This is a genomic window from Lacrimispora indolis DSM 755 (assembly GCF_000526995.1).
Taxonomy (GTDB): Bacteria; Bacillota; Clostridia; order Lachnospirales; family Lachnospiraceae; genus Lacrimispora; species Lacrimispora indolis.
In genome coordinates this window covers 5,177,974-5,195,388 of sequence record NZ_AZUI01000001.1, presented here as the reverse complement: position 1 = coordinate 5,195,388, position 17,415 = coordinate 5,177,974, and the positions used below count along the sequence as shown (strand labels likewise).

At 45.1% G+C, this 17,415-nt stretch carries 16 protein-coding genes; all 16 read left to right on the top strand.

The genetic code is table 11. The annotated features are described in order from the left end of the window. Positions 1-20 precede the first annotated feature (20 nt). The 16 genes from K401_RS0125270 to K401_RS0125195 all read left to right on the top strand — a co-directional run bounded on the left by K401_RS0125270 (position 21) and on the right by K401_RS0125195 (position 17,409). Positions 21-881 carry a class II fructose-bisphosphate aldolase gene (locus tag K401_RS0125270; RefSeq protein ID WP_024295565.1) on the top strand — a complete coding sequence of 287 codons (861 nt, stop codon included), beginning with the start codon at positions 21-23 and terminating at the stop codon, positions 879-881. Further along, positions 874-1,872, top strand: coding sequence for a dihydroxyacetone kinase subunit DhaK (locus K401_RS33295; RefSeq protein WP_024295564.1), 999 nt, complete (start codon positions 874-876; stop codon positions 1,870-1,872). Before K401_RS0125270 ends, K401_RS33295 begins: the two co-directional genes overlap by 8 nt. Next, positions 1,869-2,519 carry a dihydroxyacetone kinase subunit DhaL gene (gene dhaL, locus K401_RS33290; RefSeq protein ID WP_027352321.1) on the top strand — a complete coding sequence of 217 codons (651 nt, stop codon included), beginning with the start codon at positions 1,869-1,871 and terminating at the stop codon, positions 2,517-2,519. The genes K401_RS33295 and dhaL overlap by 4 nt, the downstream gene beginning before the upstream one ends. Positions 2,520-2,545: 26 nt before the next feature. Next, complete coding sequence (locus tag K401_RS0125255) at positions 2,546-3,547, top strand: substrate-binding domain-containing protein (RefSeq protein WP_024295562.1); 1,002 nt, start codon at positions 2,546-2,548, stop codon at positions 3,545-3,547. Between the two features lie 33 nt (positions 3,548-3,580). Then, positions 3,581-5,101: a sugar ABC transporter ATP-binding protein gene (locus K401_RS0125250; protein ID WP_024295561.1), complete on the top strand. Its 1,521-nt coding sequence runs from the start codon at positions 3,581-3,583 to the stop codon at positions 5,099-5,101. Then, complete coding sequence (locus K401_RS0125245; RefSeq protein ID WP_024295560.1) at positions 5,098-6,063, top strand: ABC transporter permease; 966 nt, start codon at positions 5,098-5,100, stop codon at positions 6,061-6,063. The genes K401_RS0125250 and K401_RS0125245 overlap by 4 nt, the downstream gene beginning before the upstream one ends. A gap of 275 nt (positions 6,064-6,338) precedes the next feature. After that, entirely contained in the window at positions 6,339-7,217 is an 879-nt protein-coding gene (locus K401_RS0125240; protein ID WP_024295559.1) for an AraC family transcriptional regulator, read from the top strand. A gap of 409 nt (positions 7,218-7,626) precedes the next feature. Beyond that, the gene (locus K401_RS0125235; protein ID WP_024295558.1) at positions 7,627-8,118 is read left to right on the top strand and encodes an RNA polymerase sigma factor; all 492 of its coding nucleotides are present in this window, start codon (positions 7,627-7,629) and stop codon (positions 8,116-8,118) included. Next, the gene (locus K401_RS0125230) at positions 8,115-9,002 is read left to right on the top strand and encodes an RsiV family protein (protein ID WP_024295557.1); all 888 of its coding nucleotides are present in this window, start codon (positions 8,115-8,117) and stop codon (positions 9,000-9,002) included. The genes K401_RS0125235 and K401_RS0125230 overlap by 4 nt, the downstream gene beginning before the upstream one ends. Positions 9,003-9,183: 181 nt before the next feature. Then, positions 9,184-9,951, top strand: coding sequence for a MerR family transcriptional regulator (locus K401_RS0125225; protein ID WP_024295556.1), 768 nt, complete (start codon positions 9,184-9,186; stop codon positions 9,949-9,951). A 63-nt stretch (positions 9,952-10,014) separates the two neighbouring features. After that, a complete protein-coding gene (locus K401_RS0125220; protein WP_024295555.1) occupies positions 10,015-10,746 on the top strand; it encodes an ABC transporter ATP-binding protein in 732 nt (243 codons plus the stop codon). Next, positions 10,733-11,476 (top strand): ABC transporter permease, encoded by a 744-nt coding sequence (locus K401_RS0125215; RefSeq protein WP_024295554.1) that lies wholly within the window; start codon positions 10,733-10,735, stop codon positions 11,474-11,476. The genes K401_RS0125220 and K401_RS0125215 overlap by 14 nt, the downstream gene beginning before the upstream one ends. Before the next feature lie 135 nt (positions 11,477-11,611). Further along, positions 11,612-13,219, top strand: a complete 1,608-nt coding sequence (locus tag K401_RS0125210) for a response regulator transcription factor (protein ID WP_024295553.1) — start codon at positions 11,612-11,614, stop codon at positions 13,217-13,219. A gap of 17 nt (positions 13,220-13,236) precedes the next feature. Further along, entirely contained in the window at positions 13,237-14,256 is a 1,020-nt protein-coding gene (locus K401_RS0125205; RefSeq protein WP_024295552.1) for a sensor histidine kinase, read from the top strand. Between the two features lie 18 nt (positions 14,257-14,274). Further along, a complete protein-coding gene (locus K401_RS0125200) occupies positions 14,275-15,720 on the top strand; it encodes an ATP-binding cassette domain-containing protein (protein ID WP_024295551.1) in 1,446 nt (481 codons plus the stop codon). A 186-nt stretch (positions 15,721-15,906) separates the two neighbouring features. Beyond that, entirely contained in the window at positions 15,907-17,409 is a 1,503-nt protein-coding gene (locus K401_RS0125195; protein WP_024295550.1) for a sugar ABC transporter ATP-binding protein, read from the top strand. The last annotated feature ends 6 nt before the right edge of the window (positions 17,410-17,415 follow it).

Genomic DNA, 17,415 nt, shown 5'->3' with positions numbered 1-17,415 from the left:
CAGGAATAGGAGAGATAAAAATGCCGTTAGTTACTTCTAAAAAAATGTTACTTGATGCCCAGAAAGGGAAATATGCAGTTGGCGCCTTTAACGTGGAAAATATGGAAATGGTCATGGCGGTCATAGATGCCGCAAAGGAGCTTCAGGCGCCGGTGATTTTGCAGACAACGCCGTCTACAGTAAAATACGGGGGCTTAAACCTGTACTATGCCAATGTAAAAGCAGCAGCCGAACGCGCTTCTGTCCCTGTTGCCCTTCATCTGGATCATGGAAGCAGCTTTGAGCTGGCCATGCAGGCCTTTCGTGAGGGGTACACCTCCATTATGATCGACGGATCCCATTTTCCCCTGGAAGAGAATGCGGCTTTATCAAAGTCCGTTGCAGATGCCTGCCATCCGTCTTGTATACCAGTCGAAGGGGAACTGGGCCGCGTAGGAGGAAAAGAAGATGATTTGGAAGGCGGCAAAGGAGGACTGACATCACCGGATGAAGCTGCTTATTTTGTAGAAAAGACAGGGATCGATTATCTTGCGGTGTCCATTGGAACCGCACATGGCGTATACTCAGGGGTTCCAAATATCCGGGTCGATATACTGAAGGAGATCAAGAAAAAGGTGTCCATACCCCTTGTACTTCATGGAACTTCCGGGCTTGCAGATGAAACAGTGCGGGCGTGCATTCGGGAAGGTATCTGTAAGGTCAATTATGCGACGGATTTACGAATCGCCTTTAGTGAAGGGGTGAAAGCGGTTTTAAATGAAAATCAATCTGTAATTGATCCAAAGACTTATGGAAAAAGAGGCAGAGAGTTTGTGAAGCAATATGTAATGAGTAAAATTTCAGTTTGCGGCAGTGTGAGGAAAGCAGGAAATTATGAATAAGCTGATTAATTGCCAGAACCGGATTGTAGAGGAGATGCTGGAGGGTTATCTGTCCCTGAATCCGGACCTGTATTGTAAAGTACCTGGTGTTATGGGAATAAAAAATAAAAGAGAAGTAGATAAGGTTTCGGTGGTCATTGCCGGAGGGTCAGGGAATGAACCATGGGTTCTTGGATTTGTTGGAGATGGCCTTGCTGACGGGGCCGCCCTGGGAAATGTCTATACAGCTCCGCCTTCCCGTACCGTATTGGAGGTGACAAGGTCAGTGCCACATGATAAGGGAGTTATCTTTATCGCGGCAAACCATGCCGGAGATGTACTGAATTTTGAACTGGTACGTGAGCTGGCTGAATTAGAAGGAATCAAGTCCCATTGCATTTATGTATCCGATGATATTTCTTCGGCTCCCCTGGAAGAAAAGGAGGATCGAAGGGGGATCGCAGGTATTTCCTTTGTGGTCAAAATTGCGGGGGCAGCATCAAAGGAGGGGTATTGTCTGGAAGAAATGAAACGGGTGGTTGAGAAAGCAGGCAAAAACACAAGAACCTTTGGTGTGACCACATCACCGGGATATATGCCAGGCTCAGGAGAGGCAATGTGTGAATTGCCGGATGGTTATGTGGAGTTTGGAATGGGATTTAATGGAGAACCGGGAATAAAAAGAGAGGTGCTGTCATCAGCAAATAAGATAACAGAAGCGCTCATGGAACAGCTGTTATATGAGGTGCCTACAGGCTGCGAAGCTGCGCTTATGGTGAATGGTTATGGATTCACCAGCATGCTGGAATTGTGTATTGTAAGCCGGAAAGTGATTGAGATCGCAGAGACAAAAGGAATTGTCAATGTCCATTCATTTATTGATACTCTTTTTTCTCCTCAGGGGACCGGCGGCTTTTCCGTATCAATCCTGATTCTGGATGATGAGCTGAAAAAATTATACCAAAGACCCTGTAAATCTCCGTTATTCCGGTTTCAAGGAGGCAGCAGATGAATGTGGAGAAGCTAAATACAGAACAGGTGAAGCAGCTTTTCCTGTATGCTGCAGACGGGATTGTGAAGAGTGAGCCGTATTTGACGGAAATTGATATGAAAATAGGCGATGGAGATCATGGCACGGGAATGGAACTGGGATTTAAGGCAGTCCTGGAACAGCTTCCCTCACTGGAAGCGAAATCTGTAGAATCCGTTTTTCAGGAATTGGGCCGGATCTTGCTTGATACCATGGGCGGCGCCTCAGGGGTTTTGTTTGGCACAATGTTTATCAGCGGCGTTATCAGGCGAAAGCCCTCGCCTTATTATGAACTTTCAGATTTTGCGGAAAGCTTCCGTATATCCTTAGATGCCATTATGCAGAGAGGGAAGGCCAGGGTCGGAGATAAGACCATGGTTGATGCATTGGAGCCGGCCGTTGCTGCCTTAGAATACGCAGCTTCCCAGGGACTGGATATTCATGAGGGATTTTTCATGGCTGCGGAAGCGGCAAAAAAAGGTGTTGAATATACAAAAGAAATAAAAGCCAGATTTGGAAGGGCAAAGTATTACGGGGACAAGGCCATTGGACTTCAGGATGCGGGTGCTACATCCGTATGGCTGATCTTTCAGGCAATGTCGGATTGGATATCAAATCACTTGATATAAATAAAATTTATGGGAGGTTACGTAACATGAAGAAAGCATTAAAAAGAATCTTAGTTGCCGGAGCAGTGGTTTTAAGTCTGGCGGGATGTCAGAAAGTCAGGCAGGAGGCGCCAAAGGTTGCTAGTGAAGGAAACCAGACAGCTGCAGAAACCAAGGAAGCTACGGATGCTGCAGAAGCGAATGCAGAAGACGGGAAACCTATTACGGTCGGCGTCAGTCTGTTAAACAATGCTCATGTTTTCTACAACAACATTGAGGCGGCTATGAATGAAAAGGCAAAGGAAATGGGCTATCAACTGGTTATCCAGGATGCAGCAGGAGACGGAAATAAACAGCTGAATCAGGTGCAGGATTTTATTACACAAAAGGTAGATGCCATTGTCATTTGTCCCACCAACTCCGCCGGAAGCAAGTCAATGGTAGAACTGGCTGACGCAGCCGGTATACCGGTATTTACCATGGATGTTGCGTCAGATGGAGAGGTAATCAGCCATATTTCAACCGACAACTACAGAGGCGGAGAACTGGCGGCAGAATATGCGGTGGAACATATTTTGAAACAGAAAACCGGCCAGGCGGCAGTTATTACATATGCGGAGATTGAAGGCTGCGTACAGCGTGAAAAAGGCTTCACAGAATGGCTTGGCAAAAATGCTCCCGATGTATCGGTTGTAGATGTGCAGAACTATTCCGGTGACCAGGGAAAAGCGGCAGAGGTTATGCAGAATATGCTGTTAAAGCATGAAAATCTTGATGTGGTATTCTGCGTAGGCGATCCGGCAGCCGTTGGTGCCATGTCCTCCATCAATGCGGTGGAAAGTGATGTGAAGGTGATCGGTTTTGACGGAAATCCGGAAGGCATTGAGGCAATTTTAAGCGGAGGAAACTGGATTGCAGATATTGCCCAGGACCCCACGGCCATTGGAACCACAACCCTGGAATGTATTAAGAAGTATTTAACCGGTGAGTCTGTTGAAAAATTAATTCCTATCCCACCAAGAGTCATTGATGCAAGCAACTTAAAATAGCAATATAACCTACAACGGAAGGAGTGAGATGCAATGGAAGAACAGGCTTTCGTTGCTTTGGAACACATTAGTAAATCCTTCCCTGGCGTAAAAGCATTGGATGATGTTTCCATCAGCTTTTCCCCTGGCAGAGTTCATGTTCTGCTGGGGGAAAATGGTGCAGGAAAATCTACAATTATTAAGATTATTTCAGGTGTATATCAGTCGGATGAAGGGAATCTGATTGTCAGAGGAAATAAAGAGAGATTTGAGAACACCAGAGAATCTTTAGCTAAGGGAATCAGCGTGATCCATCAGGAACTGAGTGTGATACCGGATCTGACCATTGCTGAAAACATCTTCCTGGGAAGGGAACCTAAAACGCCCTTAGGGTTGATTGATAAGCAGCAGATGAACCGGGAAGCAGGTAAATTGCTGGAAGCATTGGGAATGCATTTAAATCCAAAGACATTTATCAAAAAACTGACCAATGGGGATAAGCAGATGGTTGAAATCGCAAGAGCGGTATCCCAAAACAGCTCACTGGTCATTATGGATGAGCCTACTTCCTCTTTATCAGATAAAGAAGTGGGGGCTTTGTTTAACGTCATAAAGTCTTTGAAGGAAGAGAATGTTGCGGTTATTTACATATCCCACCGTTTGCAGGAAATACGTGAGATTGGTGATGATATCACAATTTTAAGGGATGGGAAAGTTGTGATGAGTTTGCCCCTGCCGGAAATTTCAGAAGAAGAAATGATCAACAAGATGGTTGGCAGAGAAATGAAGCAGTTTTATTACCGGTCTGAAAATGCGGTGACGGATGAAATCGTGTTGTCAGTAGACAATCTGGGACGAAGCGGTTCTTTTCACAATGTCACGTTTCAGCTGAGAAGGGGAGAAATCCTGGGTGTTGCGGGATTGATCGGCGCCGGGCGGACAGAAGTAATGAGAACTGTTTTCGGCGCGGATGCCCCGGACTCTGGTTCCATGCTTGTTTATGGCAGGCCATACCAGCCTAAAACAGTGAAGGATGCGGTTGCTTCCGGTATTGGTCTGGTTCCGGAGGACAGAAGGGGCCAGGGACTTCTTCTGGAAAAGAGTGTTGCCGTCAATACAACCTTATCTAGTCTGCGTCGAAGATCAAAAAATGGGTTGATTGATTTTGCATGGGAAAAGACGGCATCTGAGGAATATGTTAAAAAGATGGGAACGAAAACTCCCGGGATTAAGACCAGGATTAAAAATCTCTCAGGAGGAAACCAGCAGAAGGTGGTAATTGCAAGATGGCTTCTTGCAGGCTCACGCATTTTGATTATGGATGAGCCTACCAGAGGAATTGACGTCAATGCAAAAGCTGAAATCTACAACTTAATGAAAGAGTTTGTAGAGGCCGGAGGAAGCATTATCATGGTCTCTTCTGATCTGCCTGAAATTCTTGGAGTCGCAGACCGGATTATGATCATGAGGGAAGGAACTGTTTCCGGATTTTTAGATACGAAAGAGGCTTCGGAAGAAAGGATTATGGGATTGGCAAGCATCAGCACAGAAAGTTCCGGGAGGGCAAAAGAATGAACACACAAAAACCAAATAAATATCTGACATTTGTAAAAGACAATACCATGCTGATTTTCCTGATCCTCTTATTTGCACTTTGCCTGCTTTTTGTTCCCAGGTTTGCTACCATCGGGAACTTTAAGAATGTATTGATTCAAATTGCGATTAACGCATTGATCGCAACGGGCATGACATTTGTAATTCTCTCTGATGGGATTGATCTATCTGTCGGCTCCGTTGCAGCACTTGCAGGTATTGCTGCGGCAGCCTGTATTAAGCTCTTTCCGGATGCTGGGATAGGGCTGAGCTTGTGTGTGATTGTGGCATCGTCTGTTGCGGTAGGAGGAATTTGCGGAAGCATCAACGGATTATTTGTATCCGTTTTAAATGTTCCGCCTTTTATCGCCACCCTGGCGATGATGAATGCCGCAAGGGGGCTTGGATATGTTTTTACAGATGCAAAGCCAATTTTCGGACTTCCGGCTTCCTTTGGCTGGGTGGGGCTGCGCTCCGTTGGTCCGGTACCGGTGTCTGTTATACTTATGTTTTTAATAATAGGCACTGCCATTTTTATACTTGCCAGAACGTGTTACGGCAGATACATTTATGCAGTAGGAAGCAACACTGAGGTTGCAAAGCTCAGCGGCATACAGGTCAGGAAGGTCAAAATGTCCGTTTATATTATCTGCGGAATCCTGGCAGCTCTGGCAGGCGCTGTACTGGCCTCCAAGCTGCAAAACGGGCAGGCGACTGCGGCAGCCGGGTATGAGTTGAATGCGATTGCCGCTGTGGCAATGGGAGGCACCAGCATGTCCGGAGGACGGGGCGGCATGGTGCAGACGATCTTTGGCCTCTTTGTTATAGGGATCATTAATAATGCGCTGAGCTTGCTGGGCATATCCTCATATTGGCAGACCATTGCCATGGGCGTCATTATTCTCATTGCGGTGGTGGTTGACCGGTTACAGAGCAATGAGTGATGCCGGTAATAATATATTTCCCTGCAAAGGATTGTTTTTTATTCTGAGCCTCTTTGTGGTATGATGAAACTAAAACAGGAGAAGATTCTGGTAAGAGCATGTAAAATTCTATGATTTCTGATATTAACCGCACATAAAATCAGGCAGAGTTCTGTCAAAGGATGTTGGTAAAACGGAACATTTGCTGAACATAAAATCTGTGATTATCCGCAGCAAAAATATCAGGAATTTAATCAAAAACTCATGTATGATTGTTTTGAAAGGAGGAATAGGCAATGAATACGCTGGCTCAATTTAATGATGTTATGGCTTATATAGAAAGAAACTTGATGCATGATATGGAACCGGGTCAGATTTCACGTATATCCGGCTGCTCGGAATACCATTTCCGCAGAATGTTTTCTTTTCTTGCGGGAATGCCATTAGGTGAATATATTCGCCGCAGGCGGCTGTCGGTAGCTGGGCTGATGCTGCAGACGGAATCAGTAAAAGTCATTGATTTGGCGTTACAGCTTGGCTATGAATCACCGGAAGCTTTTAGCAAGGCGTTTCAGGTGATGCATGGAGTGCCCCCATCCCAGGCTAAAAAAGAGAATACTGAACTTAAAGTCCTGCCCCCAATGACCTTTCAATTAACAATCACAGGAGGAATGGAAATGAATTATCGTGTTATAGAAAAAGAGGAATTTCATATTGTTGGATTTAAAAAGAGGATTACAATGCAGTTTAAAGGGATCAATCCGCAGATGGACTCATTGGTACAAAAACTAACGCCTCAAGTTATTGAGGAGTTAAAAGGTTTATGCGATGTGGAGCCTAAAGGAATTCTCAGTGTTTCTGCTGATTTTAATGAGCGTACCACAGAAGGCTCCCAGCTTGACCAATATATCGGTGTTGCCACTTCAAAGGCGGTTTCAAACGGCTATGACATCCTGGATGTTCCAGCCTCAAATTGGGCGGTATTTAAAGCGGCAGGTACTTTTCCGGATGCGATTCAGGATACATGGGCTAAAATATATTCGGAATGGTTCCCTGCATCAGGATATGAATTGACCGGTGGGCCAGAGCTATTGTGGAATGAAACCCCTGATACCAGTAAGCCGGATTATAAAAGTGAGATATGGATCCCTGTCCGCAAAATTGACGGTAAATAAAAGCCGTCTTCCGGCAGGCAATATGTTGTGTACAATAAGATATGGATAGTCATGGGGCGGTTTTGCAATCGGAAAGATTCAAAGCCGCCGCTTTGCTTTGGGATAGGTGATTTGCTGGCGCGGAAAACGCCTGCTTGAAATTTTGAATTACTTATGTAATGATAGAGATATGGAAAAACATTTTTTGCAGGATCATGTACCCCTGCAGTTTTATGATAATAGGGTAAATAGAATAAATTTGAACCAATAAATGAAATAATAAGAAGAGATTTATAATAAAGGCGAAATCAAAACAGGGCTTCTGAACTTTCAGAGCCTTGTTTTTCATTTTCTGCAACTTTTTTACATAAGAAATCATCTATATAACAGAACGGCAAAAATGTCTGTGAAAGGACAGAAAGGGTAACAAATGAGACAAGAGATCTATGATAAAATGACAGGCTATATTATTGAAAATCAGAAAAAATTTTATCGGCTGGCCTTCAGCTACGCCCAAAACCAGGAGGATGCCCTGGATATTGTTCAGAATGCTGTATTAAAAGCCCTGGATCATTATGAATCCTTAAAAAATCCCGACGCAATCAAGACGTGGTTTTACAGAATTCTTGTGAACGAAAGCATTTATTTCCTAAAGAAGGATAAAAAGGAGATCGCATCGGGAGAAGAACTGGGTCTGGAGATCCCCTATTATGAGCAGGGCTATGAACCATCGGAGGATCTTTATGATGAGATCAATCAGCTGGATACGGAAACACAAAACATCATTAAGCTTCGCTTTTTTGAAGAAATGTCGCTGAAAGAAATTGCAGAGATCACCGGTGCCAATTTAAATACAGTGAAGGCAAGACTGTACCGGGGGCTAAAATTGTTAAAGCAGAATATTCAGGAGGTAAATTTATGAACCAGTTGGATGATGCAAAAAGAAGATACCATGAGACTCCCATTCCGGAAGAATTAAGCATACGCATACAGGGAGCCATAGAGCAGTTTGAAGGAAGAAAGGCGGCAGGCAGCCGGAATGGATTTCGAGGCGGGAGAAAACAATTCTATAAATGGGGACTGGGAACAGCAGCCGCTTTCCTTATTACATTTACCGCGGCGCTGAATACAAACACAGCCTTTGCCAGGGAAGTGCACCGCCTTCCTGTCGTAGGCGCTATCGCCCGAATCCTGACCGTTAGCTCCTACAAGAAGACGGTTGGGGATGAAAAGATCTCGGTAGAAGTGCCGGGGCTGGAATTTATCCAAAACGATACCCACGGACTTTCCAAGCAGATAAATGAAGAAATCCGTGAGATATGCAGCCAATATGCGGATGAATCGTTGGAGCGGGCGGAGGAATACAAAAAGGCATTTCTGGATACAGGAGGAACAGAGGCAGAATGGGCGGAGCATAAGATCGAGATCAAAGTATGGTATGAGATCAAGGCCCAAAGCGATGCTTATCTTTCCTTCGCAGTAAAGGGAACAGAGAGCTGGACCTCTGCTTACAGCCAGGAAAAGTATTATAACATCGATTTAAAATCAGAAAAGCTCCTGACCCTGGAGGATGTCCTGGGAGAGGATTATATCAATAAGGCCAACGAAAGCATTAAAAGCCAGATGGAGGAAAAATCCCGCCAGCTTGGGATCTTATTCTGGACTCCTGAGGAGGGCGGCTTTAAGACCATTTCCCATGAGACAAAATTTTATATAAAGGATAATGGAAATCCGGTCATTGTTTTTGACAAATATGAAATAGCACCTGGAGCGGCCGGGGCGGTTGAATTTGAAGTGAAAAGATAGGAAGACTGGAAAACAAGCGTGTTATTCGTTGTGAACGATGCGCTTGTTTTCCTTTGCAGGACGGCAGCTTCCGCACTCTTGCACTTTTTATTCTCATAAGATACAATTAAACCCTCCACTATAACACCAGACTCTTATACGATGTTATTATTGCGGAAAAGAATGGCGGTGACAGAATAAAATGAATACTTACAATACATCGGAAATTGCTCACAGCATAGGAATCCATCCCAATACGGTACGTCTTTATGAAGAGCTCGGGCTCATTCCAAAGCCAGAGCGGAGGGCAAACGGTTATCGTATTTTTACAGATCTTCATATGGAACAGATGAAGTTCGCAAGAATCGCACTAAAGGTTGAGGTTTTGCAAAATGGGTTGAGAAAACAGGCAATTGCTATTATTAGGACCTCGGCTGCCGGAAATTTTAACAAGGCGGTTGGTTTGACGGAACATTATTTGCAGCAGATAAAAAATGAGCAGAAAAATGCGGAAGAAGCCATTGAGATTACCCAAAGGCTGTTATCAGGCGGCAGCCAGGGACAAAAGACCGGAACCATGGTTTTAACCAGAAAAGAAGCGGCTGATTATTTACAAATCTCAATGGATGCTTTAAGAAATTGGGAAATGAACGGCCTGCTCACTGTAAAACGGAAACAAAACGGTTACCGGATTTATACGGAGGAAGATATGCATCGGCTTAAAATCATACGTTCCCTGCGCTGCGGGAATTACTCCCTTTCAGCAATCTTGCGGATGCTGAATGCCTTATCCCAAAACCCAGAAGCAGATATCAGGCAGGTAATTGATACACCGGACAAAGATGATGATATTATTTCCGTATGTGATAAGCTTCTCACCTCCTTGCATTACGCCGAGGAACATGCGGAAGTTATGCTGGCCCACCTTAAGAAAATGAAAATACAATTTGAAACAGACCCTACACTTTAACACCAGACTTTACTCTGGTGTTATTCTTTTTGTGAATAGAAAAAACAGGAGGGATTTTATTACATGGAAACAACTATTGAAGTGAAAGGGCTGTGTAAGTCCTACTCCCAGGTGAAAGCCATAGAGCATATTAATATCTCGATTTGCAGCGGGGAGGTGTTTGGCTTACTGGGAGCAAACGGAGCGGGTAAAAGTACTGCAATCGAATGTATCCTGGGAACGAAAAAGCAGGATAGCGGAACAATATCTATTTTAGGAATGGATCCGCAAAAAGACCGGAAAAGGCTTTTTCAGAAGGTTGGCGTTCAATTTCAGGAGGCCAATTATCAGGATAAAATCAAGGTATATGAGCTTTGTGAAGTTACTGCTTCGCTTTACAAAAACACTCTGGATTATGGGATTCTTCTGGAACAGTTCGGACTTTCGGAAAAGTTAAAAAGCATGGTCAGTGAACTTTCAGGCGGTCAGAAGCAGCGGCTTTTTATTGTGCTTGCGCTGATCCCGGATCCGGATGTTGTGTTTTTAGACGAGCTGACAACTGGATTGGATGCCAGGGCACGGCGGGAAGTGTGGAAGAGTCTTTTACAGTTAAAAGAAAAAGGGATCACCATTTTACTTACCTCTCATTTTATGGATGAGGTGGAGGCCCTTTGTGATAAGATTATGATTTTGAAAAGCGGGGAAAGCATTTTTTGCGGTACCGTACAGGAAGCGGTTGCTGCCTGTCCATATGAAAAGCTTGAGGATGCATATCTTTGGTATACCGACGGGGAGGGTGAATATGAAAGCATTTAGAACTTTGCTTAAAACAGAAGGGAAATTGTCTCTTCGCGGATTGGATATGTTTATTTTTGCTATCTGCATGCCGGTTGCGGCGGTTGTAATTTTAGGAGCAGTATTTGGAAACAAGCCCGCTTTTGACAGCGCAGAATATACGTTCCTGGAACAGTCCTTTGGTGCGGTATCTTCTATTGCCATTTGTGCCGGAGGCGTGATGGGGCTTCCCCTGGTTGTGTCTGATTACCGGAGCAGAAAGATTTTAAAACGGTTTAAGGTTACACCCATTGACCCCGCCCTTATCCTGGCAGTGCAGGCTTTCATTTACGCCCTTTATTCCATTGCATCCCTTATCCTTGTTTACGCAACAGGAGCGGTATTTTTCGGATATGAATTAAAGGGCTCATGGCTTCTTTTTTTGGGGGCATACTTACTGGTTATGCTGTCCATGTTCAGCATTGGCCTGTTGGTGGGAGGAATTTCGCCTGACACGAAAATAGCCGGTGCTGCAGCCAGCCTGCTGTATTTTCCAATGCTGATTTTTTCGGGTGCAACTCTGCCTTACGAGGTGATGCCGGCTGTGTTCCAAAAAGCAGCGGATCTCCTGCCATTGACACAGGGAATAAAACTTCTTAAGGCCGCCTCACTGGGTCAGCCAATGGACAACGTTTTCATTCCGGTTATGGTGATGATTGGGATTGCAGTGATATGCATCAGCATTTCACTCCGCTTTTTCAAGTGGGAATGACAGATTGTATTGGCCGGTTTGACGGAATTAACCATATCCATGGATTATGTCTGCTTTTCTTTTTTACACTACTTCCTTCACATGGACGAACATGCTATAATGTCATAAGAAACGGGGCATAGCAGGGGGATAATCATGTTAAAAGTATTGATAGCAGATGATGAAGAAAAGATCTGCCAGTTGATTGAAAAGCTGATCGACTGGCAGGCACTGGATATGAAGCTCAGCGGTGTGGCGAATAACGGGATCGAGGCGCTTGAAAAGATAGAAGCCCTTTCTCCTGATGTGGTGATCACAGATATCCGGATGCCAGGATATGACGGCCTGGACCTGGTGAAAAAGACCAGGGAACTGAATGTGGGAGTGGAATTCGTCATTATCAGCGGATACCGCCATTTTGAGTATGCCCAGACGGCGATCAAATATGGGGTCAGCGATTATTTGCTGAAGCCCATAAAAAAACAGGAACTGACGGAAACTCTGGAAAAGATCAGGGAGAGGTACAATGAAAAAAACGAACAGCTGACCTACGAAGAACGGGTCAGGCTTGCAAGAAAAAGTGATGCGGAGAGGCTGCGGACCACCTGGTTTTCCAGTGTTCTGTACAGGGACAGGAGCGAACAGGATTGTACCGGATTGGAAGAAATCAATAAGCAGTATTATTATCAGTTAAAGCCGGGCTGCTTTCAAATCGTCTGTGTTAAATTTGACGGAATTTCCATGCCAGATGAGAAAAACCTGGAATTTCTGACAGAAAAGACAACTCAGATTGCTGAACAGATGCTGAAAGGCCATGTATTTGACTGGGAATTGTATGTGGAAAACAGCCATATTTACATATTCCTCAATTATGGGGAGGAGAGCAGGAAGCTCATCCGCAGGCAGTGTAAAAATATATTAAATGAACTTGCTGTTCTGGAATCCATTCTGGAGGGGCTCCGGGTGACCATTGGATTTGGAACAACCGTACGGGATGCCGCCCAGCTAAGAAATTCCCTTAAATCTGCCAGGCATCTGGTGGAACAGCGGCTGGTGGCCGGAAACGGCAAGCTTTTGGAAGGCGAGCTGCGCAGCTCCTTTCATCTGGCATCAAGCCAGTGGTTCACCCAGTTTAACCAGAGCATGAATACGGCACTGGAAAGCCTGGACCGGCAGCAGGTAGGAGACTGTCTGATGAAGCTGAAGGAAGGGCTTTTGGAACAGCCGGATATGACCGGACATGAGATTTTGCAGATGTGCCGGGAAGTGTGCAATCTTTACTTGTTTTTCATGAAAAACCATAAGATTCCCATTGAGCAGAATTTCATGGAACGGTTTAATCAGGGAGTGGAATTTTGTTCCTCTGCAAGAGAGGTCCTGCGCTTTCTGATAAAGGAAATCTCTTCTTCCTATGACAAAGCCGTAGCAGGAAAGATGCAGGAAAATAACCGCCCCATCCGCATAGCCAAAAAATATATCAGGGATCATTATAAGGAGGCCATTACTCTGGAAACCGTCAGTGAAATCGCAGGATTCAATCCTACCTATTTCAGTTCTCTGTTTAAAAAAGAGACAGGAAAGAACTTTCTGGAATTTTTATCTGAGGTGCGCATGGAACAGGCAAAAAGCCTGTTAAAGGAAACCAATTTAAGTGTGGCGGCCATATGCGGGGAAGTGGGCTACAGCGATGTAAAGTACTTTACTAAAAATTTCACAAAGTTTTCCGGATTAAAACCAAATGAATACCGGAAGCTTTATTCCTGACAGGGAGGAGGCATATCATGAAGGAAAAGTTTCGGTTTCTGTCCGTCAGAGTGATTCTTCTCTTGTCAGGCCTTTTTGTGGGATTCTTGCTTTTACTTGGATATGCCCTGTATTTAACCATGGGTACGCCGGCACAAATGTGGCTTTTCATGGCAGCAGCCCTTTTGATCGCCCTGTTTTTTTACGGAGGATATTATGGGATCTATAAACCTTTGGAGGAAACCAAACGGGTAGAGCGGCAGTTTGCCTCAGGCAGTGTTTTAAATGATTTATTTAAAATCCGATATCCTTACGACTTGGAATCCGAGCAGGTTAACCAAAGATTCTTAGAAATGCTTGGAACCAGAGAACTGATCAATGTATCAAAAAAGCAGGCGGAATATCTGGCCCTGCAAAACCAGATCAATCCCCATTTTTTGTACAATACCCTGGAAGGAATACGAAGTGAGGCCTTGACCCTGGGAGTTGACAGCATCGCAGAAATGACGGAGGCCCTTGCCACCTTTTTCCGCTATACCATTTCCAATGTGGACCATCTGGTGAACTTGGAAGATGAACTTGCAAATATTGAAAACTATTATTATATCCAGCAGTTCCGTTTCGGAAAAAAATTGCAGTTAAGCATTCAGTATGCCTTTTCAGAGGAGCTGGATGAAATGGAAATCCTGCAGTACCGCCTGCCAAAGCTGACCCTTCAGCCTGTGGTTGAAAACTCTATTTTCCATGGGATCGAACGGAAAATAGGAGAGGGCCACCTGATCATTAAAATTTCGGTGACGGATTCCCGGTTGATCATCAAGGTTTCTGATGACGGGCTTGGTATGGAGGCAGACCGGGTGAAAATGCTGAACGAAAAGCTTAAAAGCCTATCCTTAGATGACGTAAATCCTGATACGGACCGGAGAGGCGGCATTGCAATTCAGAATGTGAACAACAGAATCAAGCTGCTTTTTGGAGAAGAATATGGCATCCACGTCTACAGCCAGGTGGAAGCGGGGACAGATGTGGAGATATCCCTTCCCATTGTAAAGGATTGATGACAGAGAGGTGATGAAATGAGAAAGGAAGTTCTCCGGCTGAATCATGTTACCCTGGAAGAAAACGGGGAGCGTTATCTGGATAATCTGGATTTTTATATTCTCCAGGGAGAAATTATGGGGTTCATCATTTCTGATGCAAAAGGCTGTACCCAGCTGATTCGTCTCATCTGCCATAACATTCCCATTAACTTTGGCGGAGTCTATTATGAAGGAAACCGTGTGAACCATTATTCCCATTCGGACTTCACGGACAACCGGGTCTATGTGATTGAGGAGAGGGGAAGGCTCATTGACAGCCTGACCATATCCGATAACTTATTTGTTATGCGAAAGGGATTTAAAAAGTATATCATCAACAGCAAAGTGCTGGATCATCAGGTGGAGCTTTTGATGGGATCCCTGGGGCTGACCATTGACCCTAAGCGCCGGGTCTCCACCTTAAGCGCTTTTGAACGGTGTGTGACGGAGCTTTTAAAAGCCATTCTGGCAGGGTGCCAGTTCATCATCCTGGACCGGATCAGCAATTTCTTAAGCCAGATGGAACTAAAGCAGTTTCAGGACATTATCCGGGAGCAGGCAAAGCGGGGGATCGCATTCCTTTATATGGGAAACCATCATCAGGAGGTGTTCCAGATCGCAGACAGGGCAGCCCTTTTTCATCAGGGGTCCATTTGGAAGGTTTTCGAGAAGGAAGAAATGGTGGAAACGGCTCTTCAGCCCTATACCATATCCTTTGATTTATCCGGCAGTCAGATCAGGGAGCCAAAGGAGGAAGCTGCTCTTAAACTGGAAGGGGTTCATTTAAACGGGAAAGAGCTGGTTGGTTTTTCTCTTAGAAAAGGGGAATGTCTGATGATACTGGACACGGATAATCAGACCTGGGAGCCTTTGGTGGAGGTTCTTTCCGGCAGCAGGGGGATCAGCGGAGGCAGGATCTGTCTGGGAGAAAGGTTGTTTGCAGGAGAGGAGCCTGTGGACTTTTTTAAGGAAGGGGTGGCTGTTATTCCCGATGATCCGGCAGAAACCTTCCTGTTTCGGGATATGAGCTACATGGAAAACCTGACTTTTCTTTTAGACAGAAAAGTCAGGTTCGGGAATTTAAGACGGGGCCATCTTCGCAGCGTACGGAAAGAGTATATGAAAAAGGTTGGTCCTTGCATTGACGCGGTGAAGATTGATCATTTAAGCCTTCGGGAAAAATACGGGCTGGCTTATTACCGGATCCATCTGCTTCATCCTAAGGTCGTTGTGTGCGTCCAGCCTTTGGCTAAGGGAGATATGTACTTAAGGCGGTATGTGCTTGATCTGATCCAGGAGCTGAAAAACAGCGGGATATCGGTGCTCATTCTGACCAGCAACCTTGCTGACAACATGGATGTATCGGATCGGATGATAATTCTCCAGGATGGAAAGGCTGCGGCAGAGTACCCAAAAGAGGAATTTTATAAAGTGGGCTGGTGACGGAAGGAAAAAACAGGCAGCTTGTCTGCCTGTTTTTCGTTTCTGCAAAATTTGATTGCCAAAGATTGCCCCCCTTAAACGAAAGAATCTCCCCTACTATCCCGCCGCTTCCAATGCTATACTGGTTACAGAAGCTTACAGCAGCTGAATTGTGACGAATTTGAGAGAAGTATGAGGGTGAGAGTTATGCAGGAAGATATTGTGCGGATGCAGAATATTACAAAAACATTCCCTGGTGTAAAAGCGCTTGACGATGTTTCTTTTTACTTAAAATCAGGAGAAGTTATGGCATTGTTAGGTGAAAACGGCGCGGGAAAATCAACGCTTGTGAAAATATTAAGCGGCGTCTACCCAAGGGATGGGGGGACCATAGAGGTGTTCGGCAGCCATATCCGGGAAATGACCACGCAGAGAGCAAAGGAACTGGGAATCGCGATCATCCATCAGGAACTGAACATGTGCCAGCATCTGACCGTAGCAGAAAATATTTTCCTGGGGCGGGAGCGGACGAAGGGGATGGTTCTTTCTGAAAAAGAGATGAACAAGGCGGCGGCTGAAATTCTCAGCCGTATGAATATTGAATTAGACCCTGAGGAGCTGGTAGGAAACTTAGCAGTGTCCAAGCAGCAAATGGTGGAGATCGCCAAGGCCCTTTCCATGAATGCCAGGATCCTGATCATGGATGAACCCACATCAGCCCTGACATCAAAGGAGATCAATGATCTGTTCACCATCATCAGAAAGCTTAAAAAGGAAGGCTGCGGAATCGTATACATATCTCACCGCCTGGAAGAGCTGAAGCATATTGTGGACCGGGTCACCGTCATGAGAGACGGTAAATTTATCACATCAATGGATTTTGACCAGAATCGGATGGAAGAGATCATCTCCCATATGGTAGGACGTGAAATAAAACAGAAATTCCCCCGGGTGACCTGCCAAAAAGGGAAGAAGATCCTGGAGGTGCGTCATCTAAATGCAGGGCATCTGGTGCGGGACATCAGTCTGGAGCTTCACGAAGGCGAGATCGTAGGTATTGCCGGATTAATGGGAGCAGGAAGAACAGAGACCACCAGAGCCATATTCGGAGCGGATCCAAAGGAATCAGGACAGATCTTTCTGGATGGAGAAGAAGTTGTCATTCATAAGGTGGAGGATTCCATAAAAGCTGGCATCGTGCTGGCTCCTGAGGACAGAAAAAAGGATGGCCTCTGCACAAAGCTCAGCATACGGGATAACATTGCTCTTCCCAACCTGGATATTCTATGCGGAAAGCTGGGGATCGTAAACAGGAAAAAAGAAAGGGAAATGACGGATAAAACAGTGGTTTCCTTAAAAATCAAGCTGCCTAACACAGAGGTGGATGCCGGAAGCTTATCAGGCGGAAACCAGCAAAAGGTGGTGGTAGGTAAATGGCTGGCAAGGAACTCACGGGTGGTGATTTTCGATGAACCAACCAGAGGCATTGACGTGGCGGCAAAGGTAGAGATCTATAACCTGATGAATGAATTAAAGCAAAAGGGGATCGGCGTTTTGTTCGTTTCATCGGAAATGCCGGAAGTACTGGGCATCAGCGACCGGATCATTGTCATGTGCGACGGGAAGATTACAGGGCAAATGAAAACAGCTGAGGCAACACAGGATCTGATCCTTAAATATGCGACTCAGTTTGAAAGTAAGATCAGCTAAGAGAAG

Coding starts and splice junctions, on each gene's coding strand:
- K401_RS0125255 (WP_024295562.1), top strand. CDS start 2,546: ATGAAGAAAGCATTAAAAAGAATCTTAGTTGCCGGAGCAGTGGTTTTA.
- K401_RS0125235 (WP_024295558.1), top strand. CDS start 7,627: ATGAGACAAGAGATCTATGATAAAATGACAGGCTATATTATTGAAAAT.
- K401_RS0125215 (WP_024295554.1), top strand. CDS start 10,733: ATGAAAGCATTTAGAACTTTGCTTAAAACAGAAGGGAAATTGTCTCTT.
- K401_RS0125230 (WP_024295557.1), top strand. CDS start 8,115: ATGAACCAGTTGGATGATGCAAAAAGAAGATACCATGAGACTCCCATT.
- K401_RS0125220 (WP_024295555.1), top strand. CDS start 10,015: ATGGAAACAACTATTGAAGTGAAAGGGCTGTGTAAGTCCTACTCCCAG.
- K401_RS0125225 (WP_024295556.1), top strand. CDS start 9,184: ATGAATACTTACAATACATCGGAAATTGCTCACAGCATAGGAATCCAT.
- dhaL (WP_027352321.1), top strand. CDS start 1,869: ATGAATGTGGAGAAGCTAAATACAGAACAGGTGAAGCAGCTTTTCCTG.
- K401_RS0125200 (WP_024295551.1), top strand. CDS start 14,275: ATGAGAAAGGAAGTTCTCCGGCTGAATCATGTTACCCTGGAAGAAAAC.
- K401_RS0125270 (WP_024295565.1), top strand. CDS start 21: ATGCCGTTAGTTACTTCTAAAAAAATGTTACTTGATGCCCAGAAAGGG.
- K401_RS0125205 (WP_024295552.1), top strand. CDS start 13,237: ATGAAGGAAAAGTTTCGGTTTCTGTCCGTCAGAGTGATTCTTCTCTTG.
- K401_RS0125195 (WP_024295550.1), top strand. CDS start 15,907: ATGCAGGAAGATATTGTGCGGATGCAGAATATTACAAAAACATTCCCT.
- K401_RS0125240 (WP_024295559.1), top strand. CDS start 6,339: ATGAATACGCTGGCTCAATTTAATGATGTTATGGCTTATATAGAAAGA.
- K401_RS0125250 (WP_024295561.1), top strand. CDS start 3,581: ATGGAAGAACAGGCTTTCGTTGCTTTGGAACACATTAGTAAATCCTTC.
- K401_RS0125245 (WP_024295560.1), top strand. CDS start 5,098: ATGAACACACAAAAACCAAATAAATATCTGACATTTGTAAAAGACAAT.
- K401_RS33295 (WP_024295564.1), top strand. CDS start 874: ATGAATAAGCTGATTAATTGCCAGAACCGGATTGTAGAGGAGATGCTG.
- K401_RS0125210 (WP_024295553.1), top strand. CDS start 11,612: ATGTTAAAAGTATTGATAGCAGATGATGAAGAAAAGATCTGCCAGTTG.